Source organism: Alicyclobacillus sp. CIJ1 (assembly GCF_057538885.1).
The window spans coordinates 1-22,078 of the sequence record NZ_BAAJPH010000103.1 but is presented as its reverse complement, the minus strand read 5'-3'; the positions used below and the strand labels follow the sequence as shown (position 1 = coordinate 22,078).

The following is a 22,078-nucleotide window of genomic DNA, read 5'->3' as shown; positions in this document are numbered from 1 at the left end:
GCTTGCAAGGAGAATATGCGGATCCTTGTGACTACGCCGCTTCGCCCCAAAGCCGATCAGGTGACGCGCGCGTCGGAGATGGCGGCTTGGTTTGGCGGCGTCGCTGTGCCAAGACGCGGCCAGAGCATCGCCCATTTGCTCGCCGACGCGGACGCCGTCGTGGTGGTGGCCGATCCGGCCGTCGTGCACGTGCGCGGCGTCGAGCACCCGCTCTTTTTCCACCCGAGCATGGCCCATCAGCGGCTGAGGAGGCTCGAGCAGGGAGAACCTGATCGCCTGCTCGCACTTGCTGGGGTTTCGCCGGGCGACGTGATCGTCGACGCCACATTGGGGCTTGGCACCGACGCACTGGTCTTCGCCGCGGCTGTCGGGCCGGAAGGACGCGTCATAGGTCTCGAGCGCTCGCCAGTGCTCTACGGCTTGCTCCGCGCCGTGCAGGTTTACGGGTGTGAGGCTCATCCGCGCGAAGCCGCGCTCCTCAAGCGGGTGGCGCTCGTTCCTGGCGATCACGCCGATTGGCTGAAGGCCCAGCCCGACGACAGCGCGGACGTCGTGTACTTTGACCCGATGTTTCGCGAGCCCGTGCACCAGTCCGCGCACATGCAGCCCATTCGGCCGGTCGCCTGGGAAGCGCCGCTGTCGCGTGAGGCCCTGGAAGAGGCCAAGCGCGTCGCACGGAGGGCCGTGATCGTCAAGGAGCGGCCCAAATCGGGCGTATTCGAGGCGCTGGATCTTGAGCCCGACCGCACCGCGGGCCGATTCGCGTACGGTGTATGGAGGAAGCCACGATGACCGACAGGAAACCCATTGTCTGCGTGGTCGGGCCGACGGGCGTCGGCAAGAGCGAACTCAGCGTCGAGATCGCGCTGCGGTACAGTGGAGAGGTTGTCTCGGCGGATTCCATGCAGATTTATCGGGGCATGGACATCGGGACGGCGAAGCTTCGCCCGGACGAGATGCGCGGGGTTCCCCATCACCTGCTTGACATCGCCGACCCTGCGGAGAAATTCACGGTTGCGCAGTGGAAGCGGCAGGCGGACATGGTCATCGACGAGATCGTCGCGAGGGGCCGCCTTCCCGTGGTGTGCGGCGGCACGGGATTGTATGTCCGGGCCCTTCTCGACGATCTCGACTTTTCGCAGACGCCGGAGGACGCCCATCTGCGCGCGGTGCTCGAGCGGCGCGCGGACGAGGAAGGCGTGCAGGCGCTGTACGAGGAACTGCGCGCGAAGGACCCGGAGCGAGCCCGGATGATTCATCCGAACGACCGGAAGCGGATTGTTCGTGCACTCGAGGTCGCGATGGTGCGGGGCACAGGCATGTCGGAAGACTACGACTGGACGCCGCGGCAAGGGCGGTACGAGGCGCTGGTCATCGGTATCACGATGCCGCGCGAGGCGCTGTATCAGCGCATCGACCGGCGGGTGGAAATGATGTGGCGCCTCGGGCTGGTGGACGAGGTCAAGCGCCTGCTTGCGGCCGGCGTGCCGATGGATGGGACGGCCATGCAGGCCATAGGCTACAAGGAAGTGGTCGCGTATCTGTCCGGTGTTGTATCGGAGGAGGAGGCAATTCGCATCATACAACAGAACACAAGGCGGTTCGCCAAGCGGCAGTGGTCATGGTTTCGGCGCGATCCGCGAGTGCACTGGTTTGCAAAAGGTAGCGATGGCGTGTTTTCGACGGACGAGATCGCGCGATTGTGGGCACATGTCGACCACTTTTTGCAGGATATCGGATGGTCGACTGCGAATAGATCCAGCACCTGCAGATTGGAGAGTGAATCGTAGCATGTCGAAGTCGTCAGTCAACATTCAGGACACATTTCTCAATCAGGTGCGCAAGGAGCGAATACCGGTCATCGTGTACCTGGTGAACGGTTTTCAAATCCGCGGACTGGTCCGCGCGTTCGACAACTTCACCATCGTCGTGGAGACGGACGGCAAGCAGCAGCTCATCTACAAGCACGCCATCTCCACGTTCGCGCCCATGCGGGCGGTATCGCTCGTGCAACCCGAACCAAGTGCGGAGGCTGATCAGCCGGCGGAATAACGAGGAGTGGGCGAGGACTGTTGCGCGTCGGTGGGTGATGGATTTGGCGACGAATAAGGGTTGACAATCCGGAGCGCCCCGTGCTATATTGATCCTCGCCGCGACAATGCCAGCGTAGCTCAGTAGGTAGAGCAACTGACTTGTAATCAGTGGGTCGCAGGTTCGATTCCTGTCGCTGGCTCCAAACGGTGGAGGGTGGCGCAAGGTTCATCCTCCACAGGTTCCACGCAGGGGCGTAGTTCAGCTGGTAGAACGGCGGTCTCCAAAACCGCATGTCGTGGGTTCGAATCCTGCCGCCCCTGCCATTTTCATTTGCCGCGTCATATCAGCATTTCTGGGGTCTTGGAGATATTCTCCTATCCCGCTCCATATGACGAAGACCGTTGGCGCAGAAATACGAACAGCGGACTCCAATTGAGGGGAGGCCGCTATTTATATGTCCACATGGAAAGACGTATTCGAAGAGTTTCTGCTAAACAAACAGGCTGAGGGAAGGTCGCAACGTACTCTTCGGGATTATCGTCGCCACGTCACTGCGTTTTTCACTTCTCACCCTGTGTCCCTCGAAGACGAAGCCGCTTTACGTCGTGCCGTATTGGAACACTTCTCGTCTCTCCAAACTCACAGTGCGTCTCACTACAACCTGCGCCGCGAATATCTGCGTGCTTTCTTTTCGTGGTGCATGAGGGAAGGCCACATTAAGCATGACCCAATGCGGGGGATAAGCAAGCGTCGTAACGACGGAGCTTGTCGTCACGCGGATTCCGATGTCCTCCGCGCATTGTTGCGTCTCCCAAATCAAAAGACATACACTGGCCGTCGCGATTACGCGCTGATGCTCGTACAACTCGACTGCGGACTGAGACCGGGGGAAGCGTTGCAATTGACCCCCGCCGATGTGCGATTAGATGCGCTCGAAATCCATGTCCCGTCTACTGTGGCAAAGACGCGGACAAGCCGTACAGTGGTTATGAGCATGCAGACAGCGAAGGCGATTCGTAAGCTGATGAGTGCACGGCCGGAGGACTGGACAGAGGATGTGCCGCTGTTCGCCTCTCGTGATGGTACGCATATGAACGTTGACTCTTGGGCTCACCGCCTAGCTCAGTACGGTAAACAGTTAGGCGTTCGCATCACGCCATACATGTTGCGCCATACAAGTGCCATCATGTACCTGCGGAATGGAGGGAATGTGTTTGGCCTCCAGCGACAGTTAGGCCACAGTTCGCTCGTGATGACGAAGCGGTACGTCCACTTGGCTGATTCCGACCTACATCAACAACATGCAATCGCGTCGCCAGTTGCGCATCTGCTACCGAACAGGACTCGGGCAGGACGAGTACGATGACTACAGAAATACGAGCGCAGTTTGCTCGAAACCATGAATGGGAGGAAGGAAAAGTGATGATGATTGATGAGGCGTTGTACGAGGATGTCGTTAGCCGTGTTACCAATGAGACGCCACCGATTGTTGTGAGCGAGACGGTAGCGGACATACTGCGCGATGCAGGACTCCCCCGCGAGCAAGTATTGGAGTTAGAGGAACGGATTATGACGCAATGGGGTAAGGCAGAGCGTCAAGCTTACGAGCATGGTTTACGTGACGGTGCTCGACTGGCCGCATGGCTGTTGTGGCGGGGGTGAATTCCCCGCTTTTCGCTATCGAAAATTTTCTTAGAGTCTCCCTCTCTCTTCGTGGAGTTTTGAATTACAATACGAATCAAAAGATTTGATGGGGGGGTTCGCAAAGTGAAAATACTGAAGCGAATGTTCTTCGGAGCGTTAATGACGTTCTCCCTTCTGCTTGTCATAAGCGGAATATACGGTATTGTGCAAGAACATTCAGCGTCCAAAGCTAATTCGTCGAATACGCCCCAAACGCCGACCAATGCGTCATCCAACCAAACAGACAGTTCGAGCGATGGTTCAGATACAAACGTGGGCTTAAAGTTCTTTTGGACTGATGGACAGCAAACGCATACCTACTATCTGAACCCAATGTCTAAACAACCAGATGAGTATATGCAGATGATTGTTCAGCCGTTCAACAGTGCCATCGAGAGGGCGGCGCAGGATGTCCTAGGGCCAAACGCATCAAATTCTCAGGAACAATTACTCGTAGTGACAGTGGATTTGAAGTCAGTCGGAGTAATAGAGAAGACGGTCCCGTATACGTTTTGTTCATACTACGGTTCCGATTCTTCGTTGGAGAAAACTCTCGAATTTGGCTTGTATCTAGACCAAGAAGAAGCTAAAGGGTTTTATACCTCGAAAGAATGGGAAAGTTTGAATATGCCTAATTTCGCCAGTGTGTCACCGTTGGCAGTAGGCGTGGGTAACCTGCTCCTTGTCTACTCACCTGGACAGCAACTTGTCGGGGCGTATAACGCCCAGAATAACGCGCTCGTGTACACAGGAAACTTTACGTCTATTCCAGCTATCGCTTCTGCTTTATCGCAAAATACAGCAGTAGAGGCATTGGCCTTCGGTATGGGGCAGTAAGAGTAGAGTGAGATGGAGGGGGAAGACAACCCCTCTCCATTAATGCGATGAAATGTAAGCGCTTGATTTTGGCTTGTAAGGCCTCTGAAACGTACCGGGAATACAAACATACGCGAGGGGTGGAGGGAGGCCGTCAGAACGGCTAATAGAGGCCATGTCGTTATCGCGGCGTGTAACAGCGGGGGAAGAATCATCGCCCCCGCCGTAACCGGCGTTCCGACGAGGGTTCAACCCCAGCATAAATTGTTACAAGATTAAGTTCGAGAAATCACCCAACCCACTGATACAGAATAGGCACTTGAAGTGCATTTTGATTGAGAGGAAGAATCTGGTCCTTGCCCGAAACGCCAAATTCAAAGGTAAGATACTTCTGATGCGGAAACATTGACGTATTTTCGATGTTATTCATGACTGTCCAGTTTGGTTCTACAGTCCAATCTACAAACTCCCATCCATCTGATGAAGGACGAACCTTAAACTGCCCATAGACGCTCGTTAAATCGCCCTCGAAGGTAAATCCCATGAGGGATTCGACCATCTCGGCTACGTTCATCCCTCCCATTGGACGGCTAACCGTGGAGGGAACATAGAGCAACAAATACTGAACAGGGAGAGGTAAATACGCAATCGGTGTTTGGCTGTCCAACGAACCGTAAGTGCCATTCACGTCGAACATATCATCGGGATAATCAGTTGAGTTAGATATAGTGTTGGACACTTCCGATGCATTTGAAATCTCATTCGACAAAGACTCGTTAGAAGTCGTTTGATTATCGACTTGTTTACTAGAGTTATGACTGATAAATCCAGTTACCGCTATTGCGATACCTAATACTATCAGCGCTGACCCTATGATTGTGTCTCTCCGCATTCTTTCACCCCACGACAACAGGGGCTGAGGAGGTAGCTAACCTGCGCACTCGTAGGGGAGTGCTCCCCAGCCGCCCAGGGTATCTGCATAACTATTATACCATGTGTAACCATACATGTCGCGACGGGCTTATGGTTGCTACGACGATGCTATGAATCCTACTCGTTATCTTCGCATCTCATCCAAATCCAGTTACTGAATGGTACCCCAGGGGGAGAGCAACCGGGGGCGGGACAGCTACCAATCCGGTCTCGTTATTTTCCATGGTTCCGCAGGAACAGGGTAGTTAAGTAACTAAAACATATGTAGATACTCGTGATTTGGTTAAATGGTGATAATGTTTCGTTATACGAAGGAAACGGCGTTCCATGGCTGAAGGAATGGGGAGGGAGGCTGAAGGAATCGAGCGAATGTTTCAGGACCCGCAAAGCCGCGCCACGACTGGGATTTTGTGATATTTCGTATCTCGAACCTGAAGGAATGAAGGCATTTTTCTATTCTCTGTGGTTTGGTAACTTACAAATGTAGTTACCACTTCTCTAAGAATAGAGAAATGCCTTCAGTGCCTTCAGGATGTCCGAAAAACCGCATAACGACGCGGATTTTCGGCTGAAGGATTGTTTGTGATGCCTTCAGGATGCCTTCAGTGCATTCAGCCTTCCCTTCCCCTCCCCTACCATAGCGATAGCGGACAAAGAAGGGAGGGGCGGGGGATTATCCCGCCCAGTTACGGTGTTGGTGTGTGGGGAGGAGGGTGACGCCGTGATATACGTTACCCCGTTCTGTGTGATGGATTGTTATGTTTGCGATACTCTCAAGCCGTTGCTTGAATCGACGCTGAGCTACAGGTTTCGTTCCCGTTTCCTCGCAGTATTCCCGATAGGCACTGTAGAGTGCGGACGCTGGAGCCTTCGCCGATGCATCGACGACACACCGCTCGCTTACGAAGGCCGCAACGCTATCGACTTCCGTGCGATATTCGCGGAGTGCCTCTTGGACGCTCATAGGAAGCTCGAATCCCTCACGTTCGTCAAGTCGTCTGAGCGCCTCCACTGCATGCCGAAGTAGACCGCTTAGCTCTGTGGGAGTGGTCATCCGCTCAATGAGGCGGGGGTCAGCTTGCGTGAAACGCCGCTCAAAACGAATTATTATCCATCGCCTAAACCATGCCTCGGTCACGTCTGTAGTTGCAGGGAGTTCATTGGCGCTGAAGAGCAGTTTGGCGATTGGTTTGAAGCTGAACGGTGCCTCGAACTTGCGCTCTGCATCAATCACATCCCCTGCCACGATAGCCTTGAACAATCCGCTATCCTCGACAAGAGCATGAGGCAGGTCAGCACAGATGTTTGCGAGCTTTCCCACCAACATGGCGCGCTTGTACCTATGAGTGGATAGGTCCTGCAAGGATACCGATGCGACGTTTTGTGAGCCTAGAAGCTCCCTAACAACCTCCAGCCACGTGCTTTTGCCGTCCCCACCGCGCCCCACCAAGAGCAGTGCGCGCTGAAAGCGCGTGTGGGGGACTAGGCAGTAGCCAAGGTATTCCAGCAAAATGTCGATTGAATCAGGTGCCACGACTGTGGCGAGAAATTCTTCGATTTCGGGACACCGCGCCCTAGCGTCCCAAGCCACGGGTATCTGTATGCGCGACATCCTCTCTGGCGTGTGCGGATGCAAAGTCTCTGTGCGCCAGTCCAAAAGGCCGTTCGAGCAATTGACCAACCCATCGTCAGGGTCCCATTGGACATCCTCTCGGTATGTCGCCCATTTTACGTATTCCAAAGTTTCGGTGACTCGGTGTGTACTAAATTGGTCTCCAAGCAACTTATGGGCGGCCATACGCACTTTTGCGGCCCCGTTTGGTAAGTACACCCCCGAATCGTAGGCATACAACGTGTTCCCGTCGTATATGTAGTGGCCTTGCGACAGGATGAACTCAGCTAATTTTGCGGGGGAGAAACGACCATCTATCCAGCATGCAGTGATGACCTGCGCTTGTTGGATTAGCAGTGACGGTTGCCAGTCAGGAGCAGACGCAATTGCCTGTTGCAGGTCTCGTACACCGTGTCCAGAGGCTAACCAATCCGATACGTCGCCATGCTCTGGCAACCCCTCAAGCTCCAGCCAGCGAATGCGCTGTGCGTATGGCCTTAACGCCAGTGCAACCTGCTCCATGTGCTTTTTGCCAAGGTCATCGTTATCTGGCAGCAAGATAATGTCTGCCCCCGCGAAATAGCGATTGAACCGCTCGTCAGAGGGCCATTTGCCCGCCCCTGCTGGTGCTGTCGTCGCAACGAAGGCGAGGGACGCCAGATTGTCAGCGTCCTTTTCGCCTTCGACGACAACAACGGTTTCGCTGCGCTGAATTGCCTCCAATACCTCGGGAAGACGGTACGGGAGCACTGGCATGTCGCCTTTGCCGCGCCGCCAGCCGTGTCCATCCCAATGTTGCCATTGGAATGACTTACCCTTTCCTTCACCATAGCGCAAGATGCGGTACTGTGGTACTCCGTGCTCATCGCAATACGTGTATATTGCTGTTGGCTCGCCCCCGCGCTTACGCCGCTTAGAGGGGAGCGGGGGAAGGGGAAGACCAGCGCGACGCGCTAGCTCCCGAATGTCTCCCGCCCCACAACCCGCGTGACAGCGCCAACGACCCGTCATGACGTTGACACTAAGGGAGGGCCTGTTATCGTCGTGAAGCGGGCAGTGAGCGGAAATCCAGCGTCCGCTTCTGCGACCTACGACGCGCAGGTTATTGTCCAGCCATTTAAGTAGTTGCTCTGTGTCAATAGGTGTGTTATGATGCTCATAGGATTTCATCGCGCAACCTCCCATTTTGGATGGGAGGACGCTTTGTACCATGCTGGGATGTGTATCAGAGAGACGGTCCCAGCGCCGTGCGTCCTCTTGCTTGTTAGATTTTCAAGGTTCCATGATGTGATGTGTTCAGAGCAGGGTTATTTGCCCCTGCGGTATGACCTCCCAATACTTAGTCGGGAGGATGAGTTGTTCACCGAATCCATGGTCTACGAGGATGCCATGAGCCCACATGACATCCAACGTAGTGCGGTACGTCGTGTTAGTGTCGATTTCCTCTAGTCGGATATGGCTTACATCCATGTCCCGTAGTTTCTGGAGGATAAGGATGTCGATGCCATATCCTCCGTACTTCTTATAGTAATGCGTATCCCGCTTTCGACGGGTAATATACACACCGTCTTCCACGACGCCCACAAGCCGCTCACCCAGCTTGATGGGCTTTTTCATTGTGTGAGAGCCACCCCCAGTCGTTTGCATCAACCAACAAGGGCCATCCGTCCAGGTCAAATAGCATTTCTGGCGAATAGCCCAAAAGAGTAGACAGTGCTTCCCGAAGACGGGGTGTAGGTCGTCTTGTCAGGTTTTCGACCTCGCATAGCGTTACTCGATTTACACCTATACGCTGGGCCACCTCCTTTTGGCTGAGATGCGCTAACCTGCGTAATAGTTCAATCCTAGTCAATATTGCCACCTCCAATTCGAACCATAACAGCGTAATGGAGCATTGTCAACACTTTTTTGTTGTGTGTCAATACCCTTATGTCATGAAAGTTTTGTATGAAAAAACGAAATTTCATGTGATTAGAACATATGTCGCGAATGCTATTCGGATAGGGCTTCGCAGCGTTTTCGGAAACAGGTTGACTTGAAGGGGGGAAACATGTTAAAAAAGTAACGACACCGCTGTTCGAGCTAAGCGCCAATAGGACAGGAAAGGCGTAGTGGTGCGGGTTTAAGGGTTCGATTGTAGAACGGCGGTCTCCAAAACCGCATGTCGTGGGTTCGAATCCTGCCGCCCCTGCCATTTTTCCCCTTCATTCCTCGTGCTCCCATAGCTCAGTTGGTAGAGCGCATCCATGGTAAGGATGAGGTCACCAGTTCAAGCCTGGTTGGGAGCTCCAGAGGGCGTTTAGCTCAGTTGGGAGAGCATCTGCCTTACAAGCAGGGGGTCGGCGGTTCGAGTCCGTCAACGCCCACCATACTGCTAGTCGCGAAATCCCTTGTACTGCAAGGGATTTTTGCTTTTGATACACGTTGTGAAATGAATCGTACGGTAGGACTTGATCGGGTGCTCATCGAGCGTAGAAATGCTCAACATCTTTAGAGACAAGAGACGAATTTTCGTGTCCTGCTGCATCTCTCATGAGACTGCGCCATTCCTCGCTCGTGATGGAATCAGTCGGCCGGCGAAAGGTTCGTCATCGTACGCCACGGAAGACCGCCATGTTAGGATGTATATTTCCCATTGATTACTACTATTCATAATGCTCGTGTTATTCGTGATCATGACGATAAGCTAAAGAGGTTCAAAATCATTCCGCTCTGGGGTGTGATCCTGACGCTGGTGTTAGGTACAGTGTTGGTTATCATCATGTAGATGACTTGGAACTGCAGCAATCACCCCATCCATGCCGCCGAGGGTGGTTCAAGGTGGGGCGATAGAATCCTCCCGCGAATTGAAGATGCATCGATGAGGCAGGCCACCGACTGCACGCACTGAAATCAGCCATTCGCATCAACGACGATTTACAGTGCTCCGGGACAGACCGTACATGCTGATCTCAGCAATCAACAATTTCCTGATGTTACATATTCCACTCATTGATGCGGCGTCGCCGCTGTGGATCGCTCGCCGGACCGCTGCGCCACAGTGGCTCGTCGCACTTCTGTTTCTGCTGAACACCGTAACTGCCGCGTGATTTCAAGTTCGTATTTCACGTAGAGTCACCGATACGGGCAGTGCAACCCGATTCGTCTGTCTGGCCGGAATCATCTTACTCTTTTCTTGCCTCGCCTTCGCCTCCTCGGCAGGCATGCCCTCCTTGTGGGCGTCAGCTCTTCTTGTGCTCGCTACAATCTTGCAGGTATTAGGAGAGATGGTGCAGTTCTCAGGGACATGGACCATCAGTTTCGGTCTTGCACCGGATGGTAAGCAGGGCGAATACCAAAGCTTTTTCGGAAGTGGGTTAACCGTAGCCGAATTGGTCGGACCGCTTCTTCTGACCAGCTTGGTCGTCTATGGAGGACCCATTGGTTGGATCACTCTCGGTGCAGTTTTCTTGGCGGCTGGCTTCTCAATGGGGCCTGCTGTGCGGTGGGCAGAGAGTGCGAAGCAATCATTGAAAACCTTACACACAAACACAAACATGGAATCATGAAGAGGGATATGTGCCGACGCAGTGCAGAGGGCGATCCCGCGAGCGCCGCGGATGATGGAGCCAGCAAGAATTGGAACCTCCAATGCGCGGGCTTGTCGGCACCGGGCGAGTTATCTACAGGGCCGACGGAGTCGGACATGGGTTCATGGGCCTTCGCATCGACGGGAAAACAAGTGCCCGTCTCGGTACAGCGTTACAACCATCCGTTCCGAATGGCGAGGCACGGCTGCACGCGGTCGGGCGGCGACACGGAGACTCGCGCGAATCTGCCGTGTCACTTCCTCGGGCTATAGGTAGAATCGCGGCGATCTCGTCTGAGATACACCAGCGGCAGCCCTTCTCCGGTCGACGCGATCACGGCGCCGCCTTCGCGCCTGAGCAAACGGACAGTCGCATCGGCTGTGGTCTGAAAGAGGTCTATCTCGCGATCTGCCGTCGTAATCTGTCGTCCGAGCGCGATGAATTCACGCAGGCTCGCGCATGGCGCTCGGCAAGCATTGCGTGCCACTCGCGCGCCAGGCACCAGACCCACCACGCCAGGGTGGTCAACTTTTCAATTAGCAATGTGGTCAACTTTTCGCTAGACAAAGACAATCCACGGCGGGTTTATACTCTGGATGAACGCAGTTCGTTGTGACGGGAATGGAGGGCGAGCTGGAATGCGCATTATCCAGGACGCTGAGGTGCGAAGCCTGATCGACATGGTCACGGCGATCTCCGTGATGGAGAGAGCCTTCGCGATGCACGCCCGAGGCGAACTCCACGCTCCACCGCGGTTTCACGTAGAAAACGACCGCGCGCGACTCGTATTCACTGCTGGCACTGTGGGTGGGGACGACGGATGCATGGGGTTCCGAGTGTATCCTGCATTGGGCGTCAACACCCCGGAGGGGCAGCAGTTCGTGGCGATATATGGAAGCGATGGCGTATTGGAAGGCATCGTCTTGGGGGATACGCTCGGCCAGATGCGTACGGGGGCCATTGGCGGAGTCGCCCTGAAACATATGACGCGGCCAGACGTTCGTGTGCTTGCTGTGATTGGGACGGGGAGGCAGGCGGAAACGCAACTCGAGGCTGCGGTGCAAGTCCGGCCCTTTGAGGAGATTCGAGTGTACAGCCGTGATGCTGAAAAGCGGAAGGCATTTGCACGCCGTATGTCACAGCAGTTGAGACGCGACATTGTGGTTGCGGACGAAGTCGAACGTTGCGTGCGAGGCGCCCACGTCGTCATCTGCGCGACCAACAGCAGGACACCGGTTTTCGATCCGACCATGCTCCGCTCGGATGTACACATCCATACGATAGGACCGAAATGGGTGGGAGCGCACGAAATCCCCCGTGAGACGGTTCAAGCTGCGACTTTATTAGTAACGGATTCCATTGCGCAGATGACAGGTTATCCTGAACCTCACATCTCCACGATCACGACGACGCCGGTCATCGAACTGGCGGAACTCCAGTCCACGCAGCCTCGTGTGGAACCAGACCGTCGAGGAATCAGCGTGTTTTTCTCTGTGGGTCTTGCTGGAACTGAGATGTTGCTTGCACGGGAAGTCCTGCGCAGAGCCGAGAGCGAAGCGACCGAATGCAACGAGCCGAAGGGGTGAACTTGATACCAGCATGATGCTGAGTTCGCGCACGCTGGACATTGACCGTGTGGACAGTCTCATGCTATGATCGACCAGCCGTTCAGTCAAAGGGAGGTGGATGGTGTGCCGCGGACTGACAAGGTCAACCAGCAAATTCGTGACGAGCGAAAGGAACAGATCCTGCGCGCAGCAGCGCAAGTGTTTGCCCGGAATGGCTATGTCGGGACGCGGATTGACGACATCGCTGCTGCGGCGAACGTCAGCAAGGGTTTGATTTATCACTACTTCGACAACAAGGAAGCCATTTTTCACACGCTGATTGAAGGTGCGGCACGTGGGACCCGCAGCCTGTTCGAGCGAGCCTTGAACGAACCGGGAAGCGCTTGTGAACGGATGCAATGGTTAATCTCACAGGAAATATCAGGTTTGAAAGAGGAGCCGCACGTTTTCATGGTGGTCTTGCAGGCGTTCGTGAGTGACGCTGTTCCGCAGGAGATACGTGAGGAGGTCTCTAGGTTAGCTGATGAAACGCGAGCCGTTTTGGCCGAGTTGATTACCACGGGACAGAGAGAAGGGGAATTCGTTGAAGGCGATCCAGCATGCCTAGCGTTCCTTCTCGGCTCATGCATGCAAGGACTAGCCATTTCGGCGGCGATGTCCACTGCGTGGCCATGTCCTCTCGAAGCGGAGAGCGTGATGCGGCTAGTAACGAGCCCATCCGTTTCGAATGGATTCGGTGCGTAGATGGGCGTTTCTTTTTTTTATTGACTGTATAGTTGGTCAAAAACAGGGGGCACAAGAAGATGACGACACTGAATGGCGGAAACGGCAGAGACCAAATCGAACGCCTTGGCGTCATGGCGCAGATTGGGCTGTTGGCAGGGCCCTTTATGACCATGATCGACAGCAGCATCGTGAACGTGGCTCTTCCGGATATCGCCCATACAATGCGTTGTTCGCTAGTGACCGTTCAATGGGTCGCGAGCGCTTATCTCCTGGCTTTAGGGGTGGCCCTTGCTGGAACGGCCTACTTGGCGAAGCGGTTTGGCACGAAGCGAATGTACCTCATTAGCTTGATGGGGTTTACGGCCGCCTCTGTACTCTGCGCGGCTGCACCTAGCGTTGAGATTCTCATCGCTGCCCGTATGGTCCAGGGGGCGTTCGGCGCTCCCCTCGTGCCTTTGGCCATGAACATGCTCTTCGGCCGGGGAAGGGCCGAGCAGCAAGTGACCGCTGCAGCCGGGATGATTCTGTTTCTCGCTCCGGCCTTGGGCCCCGCGCTAGGGGGACTGCTGGTCCGCTGGGCTGGCTGGTCGTCGATCTTTCTGATCAATCTCCCTGTCGGGATGTTAGCAAGTATCGGTAGCCGTTTCATTCCACGAGCAGTCGCACAGGAGAAGACCAGATCGACACGCTTCGATGCATTTGGATTTGTCCTCTTGGCATCCGGCTTGGCGCTCGTCACTCTCGGCTCAACGCGTGGACCTCAGTTCGGATGGTTTTCCCTTTCTGCCTGGCCCTATTGGGCCGCTGGGGCCATGTTGTTGGCCGCCTACGTGACTTGGGCGATTCGCTGCCAGGAACCGATTGTTGATGTCATCCTTGTACGCCGCCCGCAACAAATACTGACCTTGGCATTGACCGCACTCGTTTCGATTGTCACATTTGCAGTGATGGTGCTAGTACCGGAGCTCATGCAGGTGATTCAGGGCAGATCGTCTGTAGTGGCGGGGTTGGTTCTGCTGCCCCAAGGACTCATCACCGGGATCGGGACAGTGTTGGGTAATCACTGGTCGTCCCGATGGGGCGTACGCCGCACCGTTGTACTCGGTATGATCATCCTGACCGTCAGTACATTCGGACTCCTAACTGTGACGGAAGCATCTCCTGCGTGGTTTGTCGCATTTGTGCTCATAGGTCGCGGATTCGCAATAGGACTCGTGATTCAACCGCTTCTTAACGGATTTATCAAAACGTTCCCGGAAGATAAGGTGCCCGATGGAAATACCTTGTTCAACGTGGTCGAGCGCTTGAGCGGAACACTCGGAATTGCATGGATTGTGAGCTTCTTTCAAATCCGGGAACAGGTACGCGTGTTACAGGTCGTGAGGCATCTTGGGCTGCCTGCTTCTTTCCAAAACAATACAGAAAATTCAATAATGAAAAGGTTCCCGGAACCCATGCACAATGAATTGGCGCAAGCGATGGCTTCAGGTTTTCATGATGTGATAAGCTTGGTTGCTGGAATGAGCGCCTTGGGTGTCGTGATGGCACTGTTGATCAAAGATCGTTGGACTACAAACGACGAGGCGTCTTGACCTCGAGTTTGATAGCATCCTTGAGATAGCGTGGATTGTGGTCAAGTTGGTATTTAATACAATGGACACATCAAAGAATGTACATGATTTCCTGTTAATGCGCTGCCTGGGCTGGACTTGACATGGAGCCTGACGGGCATGATGTCGCGTTTGGTCGCAGCCGAGCCACACTCGCGTTTGGAAGACCGATCTGGCTATCATACCCGCTCTCCACGTCAAGCACCCACTTGGAAATCTGAACCATCATCTTTCAACTGCGCCTCGGAGTATTGGCGCTCGACGTCATCGGGGGTCCAATAGCCAACCACGCCGTGGATCCGTTGTCGGTTGTACCAGATTTCGACGTCTCTTGTGGGATGCGTTCCCCGTTTCGAAGGAGCGCTGTGATCTTTAGAGTTGTAGTGGTGTAAAATCCGTCAGTCCCAATTGACGAGAAAGCCACCGTGCGTGTCTACTCAAAGTGTGACCCAACACCAAAAGTAGGAGGCACGCACGATGGCTTCGCTCAATAGTTTCGCAGTTTTGGAATGGATCCGCAAAATGCAAGATGAGGATCACATCGACGTGTTACGTGAACTCATGCAACTGATCGCCCAATTCATGGTCGATGCGGAGGCGACGGAGAAAATCGGCGCGGAGCGTTATGAACGCGCAGAGAGTCGCGTCACGCAACGAAACGGTTCGCGCTCGCGCACGTGGGATACGCGCCTTGGAACCGTGGAGCTGAAGATCCCCAAGCTCCGCCAAGGTAGCTTCTCCCCCACCGCGTGCACATCGACCTCGGGACGGCAAACGAGATCGGACTAGCGGCGTTTTGTCTCAATGACGAGCGCGTGGTGATCGTGGATTTGCCGAAGAGGGAATGGCAGGCGCAGAAAATCCAGGCGTATCTCCAAAAAGCGCGTGTTCGGTGGTGAAAGTACAGTTGGCCGCTCACGCACCACGGCAGTATACTGAAGGCAAACGGAGGTCATGATGGACATACCGAGGAATGCGAACGATCTTGTCGCGAAGCACTTGACGTTGGCGCTTCCCGGGGAAGTGCTGTCGGTGATTGGCGTGCGGAACGCGCCGGTCGTGCGCGCCTTGGCGACGGAGATCCCCGAGGTGAGGCTGCGCCAGACGATGACGGACATCATGCTGGAGCTTGCGGATGGGCGTTTGCTTCACTTGGAGTTCCAGTCGACGAAGGAACCTACGCTATATCGGTTTGCGGCATACGACGTGGCGCTCGCGGAACGCCATCGTCGGGCGATCCGGACGGTGGTGTTGTACACGGGCGACGTGCAGAGCGCGCCGTCGGAGCTCGACGCCGGGAGTTTCCGATACACGGTGGAGAACGTGTATCTGGGTCAGATGGACGGCGAAGCGGCGCTGGAGACGGTGCGGCGACACCTAGAGACGGGCGAATGGACGCCGGAAGACCGGGTTCGGTTGGCGTTTGCGTTTCACATGCGATTTGACCGGCGGACACGGGACGAAGCGTTTGACGCCATTGTGGACACGTTGCAACGCGTGCCGGATCGCGAGGAGCAGAACTACCTGGCGGCGCTGGTGTTCGGGTTCAGCGCACAGGTGTTGACGGATGAGCAAAAAGCGGTGCTGAGGAGGGTATTGGGGATGACGGAGTTGCTGAAAGAGATTGTAGAAGAGGCAGAGGAACGGGCGGAGAAGCGCAAGGCTCGTGAAATCGCCGAGCGGATGTTTCGCAAGGGCGCTTCGGTCGCGGATGTCGTCGAGTTGACGGGGCTTTCGGAGCAGGAGGCTGAGGAGGTGCTGAGGCGGGTTCGAGGGGAGGCATGATCCATGGGCAAGGCCCGCAATGGTGGCGCGAAGCGCATTCGCGAAGGTGGACTGGACCCGACGATTGCGCGAGGGACGTGGTTCAGAAAGCCGCAGACGCAAGTGGTGCCGAACAAGAATGTGGAGAGTAGCCGCGCAGCTTGCCGAAGGTGGCAGGGGCGCGGTGATTTTTTGTCCTGCAAACGCCCCATAGACGAAGAAGTTTTCGTTTTCGTCACGGAGGGCGATGGACGTGAACACGGATCTGTCGCTGGAGGTTCGCGAACCGCGCGAGCGTCAGATGAACCATGTTGAGTGTTCCATCCGGACAAGAACGCGTCGATGACGAGGTATGGGATTCGATGGACGCTCGCGGTTCTGCAGAAGATCCCGAATTGATGGAGTACTTGGGTTGCGCATATGCCTAAGCGGGATACACTGATGTCAGGGATAGGTACAGCTTGCGTGATCGGGGCCGAGAGAGGGAGAAGCCGGCCCTGGTTTTAGGAAGTCGCTACAAGGTAGAACGACGACAACAAAAAATGAACAGCCGACACTAGAGATTCTCCATCCATAAATGGATTTCCTGCTTGACGTTATAAGAACATTTGGTAAAAATCGATCGCGTCAGGGTGACACATCCATTTCTGGATTAAGGGGAATCCGCATGAGACCTTATGCTGTAGCCGAGGATCGCTATTCGTCGAGCCATACAGCACGAATCAGCATCCCGGACGGCGGAAGCGAACCGCGTGACGACGAAAACACCCGATCGAGACACGAAGACCTCGACTGAGCCTTCGGTGTCATTGGCGGCGGCGCACATCACGATTTCGGATGAGGCGTATCGGTTGTATTCGCAGTATCCTAAGATCACAAGCACAGGTGACGAACGAAACGTCAAGTCACGGGCGATTCTGGTGACGTGTCACGATCGAATTCGTATGCGTTTGCTGCTGATAGTTATTTGTTCATTCATAAAGAAGGAAGTCCGACAACGGTTGTGCTGGATGGAGTTTCTTTGCTTCCCGGAATAAGCTTAACTAAAGAGGGAGCAGACCTTTTTGATAAATTGCGTTTGCAAAATTTACTACATCCTATTCAATATGCCTCAAAAGAGTTTTCAGAATATATCTAATGACAAGGCATGGGAAGTCGCTAGCGGACCATATCGTGACTTGGGTGGTGCAATTGTTTCGGCCAGTAGTAGTTTGAGTGCTGATGGTAGTGCTACGGATAACAAGTCCAAAAAACAAAGATAAGGAGGCTGCCTTTCAATCATGAGATCGAAAGCATCCCAGCAAATGTACAACATTTATCGGTGTGGCATAGGGCTTTTAGTTACCGTATTTTCTTTCATTCTGTTGAGTTTAATACCTTGGATTCATGTACATCTTATTTTTACCATATAGTGGATATCCATGGTGTCGATTACATTGTGCATTGTACTGATGTTTGTTGTTCTTGTGAGATTCTTAGTTTATTATAGAAAAGGTATATAAAATAAATATTCCGAATAGGATATTTATTCTCTTCCTGTTGAGTGAGATCTCACATTCTCACAGGAGGGGATTGTTATGTCTGGGTTCGTACGTTGTGACCGTCCGCTTTGTTCACCGTCTGTATAGCGTCATTTAAAAGTGCAGAAAAACGTCATGTTCCTTTTTCTAGAATGGAGTGCATTTGACGTGGACTGGGGGGCATGATAGCTTGCTGAGTTCAGTTGGCGAAGCGTCCCCGCCCCCAAATGACGCGGAATCATGCCCGCAGAGGCTCCGCGTCAAGTGTTCACATCTTCTCGAACATGTAATTATATTACTGGGAATTGGCGCATTGCGTTTTTCTGCACTTTTAAACTGCGAAAAACATCAGTCAAAAGCGGCGAAAGAAGATAGAGAAATGCTTTGTCAAGACAACATCGGCGGAAATGAGGGCGGCCTACGAGTTTACATCCAACTTCTGTATCAATCGCAAACTGGTAGAGTTACCGGTCGGAACAATTGTTGGGCGGTATGGGGGAACAACAGATAGTAGTATTTATGTAACTCGAGCAGGCACTCCACCCGAAAAACTATCTCTTCCTCCGACGAGTGACAAAACGGTTTATGAGGAGTATCAAGTTATGAAGCCAATCCCAAACACGATTGAGTCAGAGGTGTCACCGTGGGGTGATGAGCCAATTGGTGGTATACAGTACAAACTTCCAGAACCGATACACCTGCAAATCATGAAGAGTTATTTGAAGGCCATTAAGTGATTTCAGGTGGTACATAATGGTGGAAATAATGTCTACGGAGGAGTTCGAAAAATATATTCGTCGTCAATACGACAAACTTAGAACTCCAGCCTCTAAAGACGGGATATTTAAAGAACTGAATGTCTATTTTGGCCCCTGCCGTCCAGATAATTCGGAAGGCGCTTTCGCTTTCACTGATGACTTGGGCTATCACTACGCATATTCAGAAAAGGGGAAAATTCGAACACATAACATATCAAATGATTTATTTGATGCTTCATATTGGATTTTTTCGGACTATATATTTCAAATGGCTCTCAAGTATGCAAGAAAAAATCAGATACCAGGTCAAGATTTCAGGCGGCTCCTTTTTGCTAAGGAACTGGAACTATTTATGGCTTTGGGTCCTAACTATGTGAAGCGTGCTGAAATTGCAATTGACGAGGTCTTAAAGCGAGAGCCATATCGAGATTGACTCTGGATGCCGTCAAATAGAGAGTATTGGGGGGAGTTATAGTTATGAAGAAGGCGGCAGTGCAACTGGATGTAATGTATAAGGCAGGATTGACAATTATAATGACAGCTCTATTGTTTTGGGGGCTTTACTCAATTCCTTGGATTTATCAGCACGCACGACTGTATATATTATTGTTGTCTATTGTTTCCTTCACTTCTTGTTCTGTCATTATAGTTGTTTCTTGTGTTAGATTTGTTATTTTCTATAGAAGACGCATATGATTGCTTGCCCTTCATCCCCCTCTTGAGTGAGAACACGCATTCTCGCTGGGAGGGATTTTTTTCATACATTAAGCGAGGAGTGTTATTTTGAAAGCTGAATTCGAAGAGAGGTTAAGAAATTTCCTGGGGGGTTATTGGCATCAAGATGTCGCATCGACAGAGAGCGGATTACAAGAAGTGTTTACGGAACACTCACCCGCGGAGATACGTGAGCTTATTGAAATCATTCAGAGTTTCTTGGATGAACCTGGTGATCTTGATTATAAAAGATCGTTTATCGATTATTGGGCCGATGGCGTAGTGTTCGAAGATCCAATCGAATGGTTGAGGGGGATATTGAATAAGATGGGTGAGTATATTAATTCGGAATAAAAATGGTTAAAATTAAATTTCATTTATCGCAGTGAGGTCTTTTATCAAACTTGTTTGTTATTTAAACGTGCCCAGTTCGGATGAGGTGTATCGGTGGTATTCGCAGTATCCTAAGATAGATCACAAGCACAGGTGACGAACGAAACGTCAAAGCCACGGGCGATTCTCGTGACGTGTCACGATCGAGTCGTACGTGGTCAGCCGGGCTCAGGCGGCGTATTCGCAGGCGCAAGCCCATGCGAAATCGTTTGAGTCGACAAGGTCGGCGAATGAAAAGACAACGGCGAATCACCCGCAACGCGCATCGAGCGAGGACAACGAGGACAATTGGCTTGAGGATGTCGCGAAGGTGGCTGGGTGGATTTCGGCAGGAGCAGCGACTGCTGCCGTACTTACTGCATGGATGCCCGAAATTGCAGTTGTCTCATTGGCGGCAGGGTTCGTGGCGTTAACCGCCGACGGTATTTTGGCAACCGAAGGTAAGCAGACGCTGGCTACTGTTATTGGAGATATGGCTGCACTCGTTCCTGATGTTGGAGTGTTGAAAGAGGGGGAAAGAGATTATGAATGGGTTGAAAGATATATCGCATGTTGTCCAACACAGTGCTGAGTACTTTAGTAAAGAAGCATATCAGTGGAAGACGGTATCGAAAGTCTACGGAGACCTTGGGGGAGCAATTATTTCGGCTGCAAATTCGATGCCTTCATCTTCAACCAAAGAAGGAAAGGATAGATCTTGATGAAGAAAGCAGCTGAACAACTTGACACTCTATATAAAACTGGAATAGCAATTATCGCAACTGCAGGGTTATTTGTCATTCTCGATTCGATTCCTTTTGTTTACCTACATTTTCGTTGGTATGTGTTGGTTTTTACTTGTCTACTTTATGCCGTGTATTTTGTGATTGTGTGTATTGCCGGAGTGAGATTTGTTGTTTTCTGTATAAAACGCATGTGAGCTTTATGCAAGTCTTTTAAGGATTAACGGTAGTTAAAGAAGGTGCCTCAATATGAGGTCTAAAGCTGCTCAACAGCTTTACCTTGTCTGTTCAACGCATTGCTGAGCACTTCAGCCAAGAGGAATATCAGTGGAAGACTGTGTCAAAAATTTATGGAGATATTGGGGAGCAATAGTCTCTACTGCAAATACGTTGTCTTTATCCTCTACGGAGGGGAGGAATAGGTAATATGAAGAAAGCTGCAGAACAACTTGATGTTATGTATAAAGCGGGATGGACCATTATTATTACTGCTCTAATGTTTTGGCTACTTGATTCGATTCCTTGGGTTTATCAACATGCGCGATGGTACGTGTTAGGGTTGACTTGCGCATCTCTTGGCATTTGTATTGTGATTGTTTGTATCGCCGGGGTGAGATTCGTAATCTTCTGTATAAAACGCATGTGAGTCTTTGTGATATCATTTTGAAGAAGTGCTAGTCTTTGTATAGGACGGTAGTTGTAATGAGGTCAGACGAAGTGTTGTGGGCAATGACTTGGATATTCATGGTATCAGGGATGTGTAGTGTCGTAGCAATTTGTATTCTTGGTGTTCGATTTCTGGTGTTTTATAGGAAAGGTCTGTGATATTCTGCACACGCCCTTCATCCCCCTCCTAAGTGAGAGCCTAATCTGACTAGGAGGGGATTTTTATGTCCAGGTCTGTGCGCTGTGGCCGTCCGCTTCGTTCGCCGTCCAGTATCCGCCGTGGTGCCGGCCCGGTGTGCGCCAAGTGGTTGCTGCGTCAGGTCGGTTGGACGGGGCGTGTGCCCAAAGGCTGGAGCGTCATGTCGGACGAGCGCGTCCAGCGCTTCCTGAAGCGCCCGCTAGTGTCGCCGGACATTCCCGATGACCAGGCGCCCCTCATGAGCATGCATGGGGCGCTTGAGACGATCGCGCCGAAAGCCCGGCCCTTGGCGTCGTATTCGGCGGAGGAACTGCGTAAGGCCGTGGTTCGGGTGCCCAGTCACCTTGCGGCGGAGTACGGAAACGAGGACTATGACGGTCCAAATCGCGAGCTCTATCAACGCGCGCGGGCGCTGGGGCTGAATGAGTCCAGCGCGGCCCGGTGGGCGGAGACGGGATCACCGCCTCAAGCCGTTGAGACGGAGGACGAAGTCCCACTCGGTGGGCCTGCGACGACGGACAATCCGGACGACGCTCAGGGCGAGGCGACGGAGCAGCGCGCGTTTGTGACGCATAGCAGAAACCCGAAGGTGCAGGAGGCGTTCGAGCGGCTCAACGCGTTGTTGGACACGTTCCAGGACAGCGAGCAATTCAAGCGCTACCTGGAGTTTGCGGCGCGCGTGCCGCGATACAGCTTTCACAATGTCATGCTGATTTACGCCCAACGCCCGAACGCGTCGTGCGTCATGGGCTACAAGAAGTGGCAGGAGTTCGGGCGTCACGTCATGCGCG

20 protein-coding genes, 4 tRNA genes and 1 pseudogene are annotated in these 22,078 nt (G+C 53.1%); 21 read left to right on the top strand and 4 right to left on the bottom strand.

The genetic code is table 11. From position 1 onward, the window contains the following. The first annotated feature begins 15 nt into the window (after positions 1–15). From AC27E8_RS07705 to AC27E8_RS07670, 8 genes are all read left to right on the top strand, one after another. Positions 16–792: a class I SAM-dependent methyltransferase gene (locus AC27E8_RS07705; protein WP_487098866.1), complete on the top strand. Its 777-nt coding sequence runs from the start codon at positions 16–18 to the stop codon at positions 790–792. Further along, positions 789–1,790 (top strand): tRNA (adenosine(37)-N6)-dimethylallyltransferase MiaA, encoded by a 1,002-nt coding sequence (gene miaA, locus AC27E8_RS07700; RefSeq protein ID WP_487098867.1) that lies wholly within the window; start codon positions 789–791, stop codon positions 1,788–1,790. The genes AC27E8_RS07705 and miaA overlap by 4 nt, the downstream gene beginning before the upstream one ends. Before the next feature lies 1 nt (position 1,791). Further along, a complete protein-coding gene (gene hfq / locus AC27E8_RS07695; protein ID WP_014464241.1) occupies positions 1,792–2,052 on the top strand; it encodes an RNA chaperone Hfq in 261 nt (86 codons plus the stop codon). Positions 2,053–2,160: 108 nt separating this feature from the next. Further along, a tRNA-Thr gene (locus AC27E8_RS07690) sits at positions 2,161–2,236 on the top strand. A gap of 45 nt (positions 2,237–2,281) precedes the next feature. Beyond that, positions 2,282–2,357 (top strand) — tRNA-Trp (locus AC27E8_RS07685). A 131-nt stretch (positions 2,358–2,488) separates the two neighbouring features. Continuing rightward, a complete protein-coding gene (locus AC27E8_RS07680; protein ID WP_487111424.1) occupies positions 2,489–3,400 on the top strand; it encodes a site-specific integrase in 912 nt (303 codons plus the stop codon). A gap of 56 nt (positions 3,401–3,456) precedes the next feature. Then, positions 3,457–3,696: a hypothetical protein gene (locus AC27E8_RS07675; RefSeq protein WP_487098868.1), complete on the top strand. Its 240-nt coding sequence runs from the start codon at positions 3,457–3,459 to the stop codon at positions 3,694–3,696. Positions 3,697–3,801: 105 nt separating this feature from the next. Next, complete coding sequence (locus tag AC27E8_RS07670; RefSeq protein WP_487098869.1) at positions 3,802–4,554, top strand: hypothetical protein; 753 nt, start codon at positions 3,802–3,804, stop codon at positions 4,552–4,554. A 268-nt stretch (positions 4,555–4,822) separates the two neighbouring features. On the opposite strand, the gene AC27E8_RS07665 is transcribed toward AC27E8_RS07670, so the two are convergent. The 4 genes from AC27E8_RS07665 to AC27E8_RS07650 all read right to left on the bottom strand — a co-directional run bounded on the left by AC27E8_RS07665 (position 4,823) and on the right by AC27E8_RS07650 (position 8,939). Continuing rightward, positions 4,823–5,425, bottom strand: coding sequence for a hypothetical protein (locus AC27E8_RS07665; protein ID WP_487098870.1), 603 nt, complete (start codon positions 5,423–5,425; stop codon positions 4,823–4,825). Positions 5,426–6,139: 714 nt separating this feature from the next. Next, complete coding sequence (locus AC27E8_RS07660) at positions 6,140–7,915, bottom strand: phage/plasmid primase, P4 family (RefSeq protein ID WP_487098871.1); 1,776 nt, start codon at positions 7,913–7,915, stop codon at positions 6,140–6,142. Positions 7,916–8,374: 459 nt separating this feature from the next. Continuing rightward, a complete protein-coding gene (locus tag AC27E8_RS07655; RefSeq protein WP_487098872.1) occupies positions 8,375–8,695 on the bottom strand; it encodes a hypothetical protein in 321 nt (106 codons plus the stop codon). Then, a complete protein-coding gene (locus tag AC27E8_RS07650; RefSeq protein ID WP_487098873.1) occupies positions 8,670–8,939 on the bottom strand; it encodes a helix-turn-helix transcriptional regulator in 270 nt (89 codons plus the stop codon). The genes AC27E8_RS07655 and AC27E8_RS07650 overlap by 26 nt, the downstream gene beginning before the upstream one ends. Before the next feature lie 354 nt (positions 8,940–9,293). Between AC27E8_RS07650 and AC27E8_RS07645 the strand changes: the two genes are divergently transcribed. From AC27E8_RS07645 to AC27E8_RS07585, 13 genes and pseudogenes are all read left to right on the top strand, one after another. Then, positions 9,294–9,369: transfer RNA gene (locus AC27E8_RS07645), tRNA-Thr, on the top strand. 2 nt (positions 9,370–9,371) lie between these two features. Beyond that, positions 9,372–9,447 (top strand) — tRNA-Val (locus AC27E8_RS07640). Positions 9,448–10,020: 573 nt separating this feature from the next. Next, the gene (locus AC27E8_RS07635; protein WP_487098874.1) at positions 10,021–10,167 is read left to right on the top strand and encodes a hypothetical protein; all 147 of its coding nucleotides are present in this window, start codon (positions 10,021–10,023) and stop codon (positions 10,165–10,167) included. Positions 10,168–11,285: 1,118 nt separating this feature from the next. Continuing rightward, on the top strand, positions 11,286–12,233 hold the full coding sequence (locus AC27E8_RS07630) for an ornithine cyclodeaminase family protein (RefSeq protein ID WP_487098875.1): 948 nt from the start codon (positions 11,286–11,288) through the stop codon (positions 12,231–12,233). A 105-nt stretch (positions 12,234–12,338) separates the two neighbouring features. Continuing rightward, positions 12,339–12,959: a TetR/AcrR family transcriptional regulator gene (locus AC27E8_RS07625; protein ID WP_487098876.1), complete on the top strand. Its 621-nt coding sequence runs from the start codon at positions 12,339–12,341 to the stop codon at positions 12,957–12,959. A 59-nt stretch (positions 12,960–13,018) separates the two neighbouring features. Further along, positions 13,019–14,533, top strand: a complete 1,515-nt coding sequence (locus tag AC27E8_RS07620; protein WP_487098877.1) for a DHA2 family efflux MFS transporter permease subunit — start codon at positions 13,019–13,021, stop codon at positions 14,531–14,533. Positions 14,534–15,073: 540 nt separating this feature from the next. Further along, positions 15,074–15,298, top strand: a pseudogene (locus AC27E8_RS07615) (transposase); the annotation flags it as partial. A 210-nt stretch (positions 15,299–15,508) separates the two neighbouring features. Further along, on the top strand, positions 15,509–16,336 hold the full coding sequence (locus AC27E8_RS07610) for an RpnC/YadD family protein (RefSeq protein WP_487111422.1): 828 nt from the start codon (positions 15,509–15,511) through the stop codon (positions 16,334–16,336). A 1,906-nt stretch (positions 16,337–18,242) separates the two neighbouring features. After that, complete coding sequence (locus AC27E8_RS07605) at positions 18,243–18,572, top strand: TNT domain-containing protein (RefSeq protein WP_487097595.1); 330 nt, start codon at positions 18,243–18,245, stop codon at positions 18,570–18,572. Between the two features lie 28 nt (positions 18,573–18,600). Beyond that, positions 18,601–19,026 (top strand): Imm63 family immunity protein, encoded by a 426-nt coding sequence (locus AC27E8_RS07600; protein ID WP_487097597.1) that lies wholly within the window; start codon positions 18,601–18,603, stop codon positions 19,024–19,026. A gap of 350 nt (positions 19,027–19,376) precedes the next feature. Next, complete coding sequence (locus tag AC27E8_RS07595; protein WP_487097599.1) at positions 19,377–19,661, top strand: contact-dependent growth inhibition system immunity protein; 285 nt, start codon at positions 19,377–19,379, stop codon at positions 19,659–19,661. Between the two features lie 349 nt (positions 19,662–20,010). Continuing rightward, positions 20,011–20,271, top strand: a complete 261-nt coding sequence (locus AC27E8_RS07590; RefSeq protein WP_487097600.1) for a hypothetical protein — start codon at positions 20,011–20,013, stop codon at positions 20,269–20,271. Positions 20,272–21,312: 1,041 nt separating this feature from the next. Then, positions 21,313–22,078: DUF6011 domain-containing protein (locus tag AC27E8_RS07585; protein ID WP_487111420.1), on the top strand; the 766-nt coding region annotated here is incomplete at its 3' end.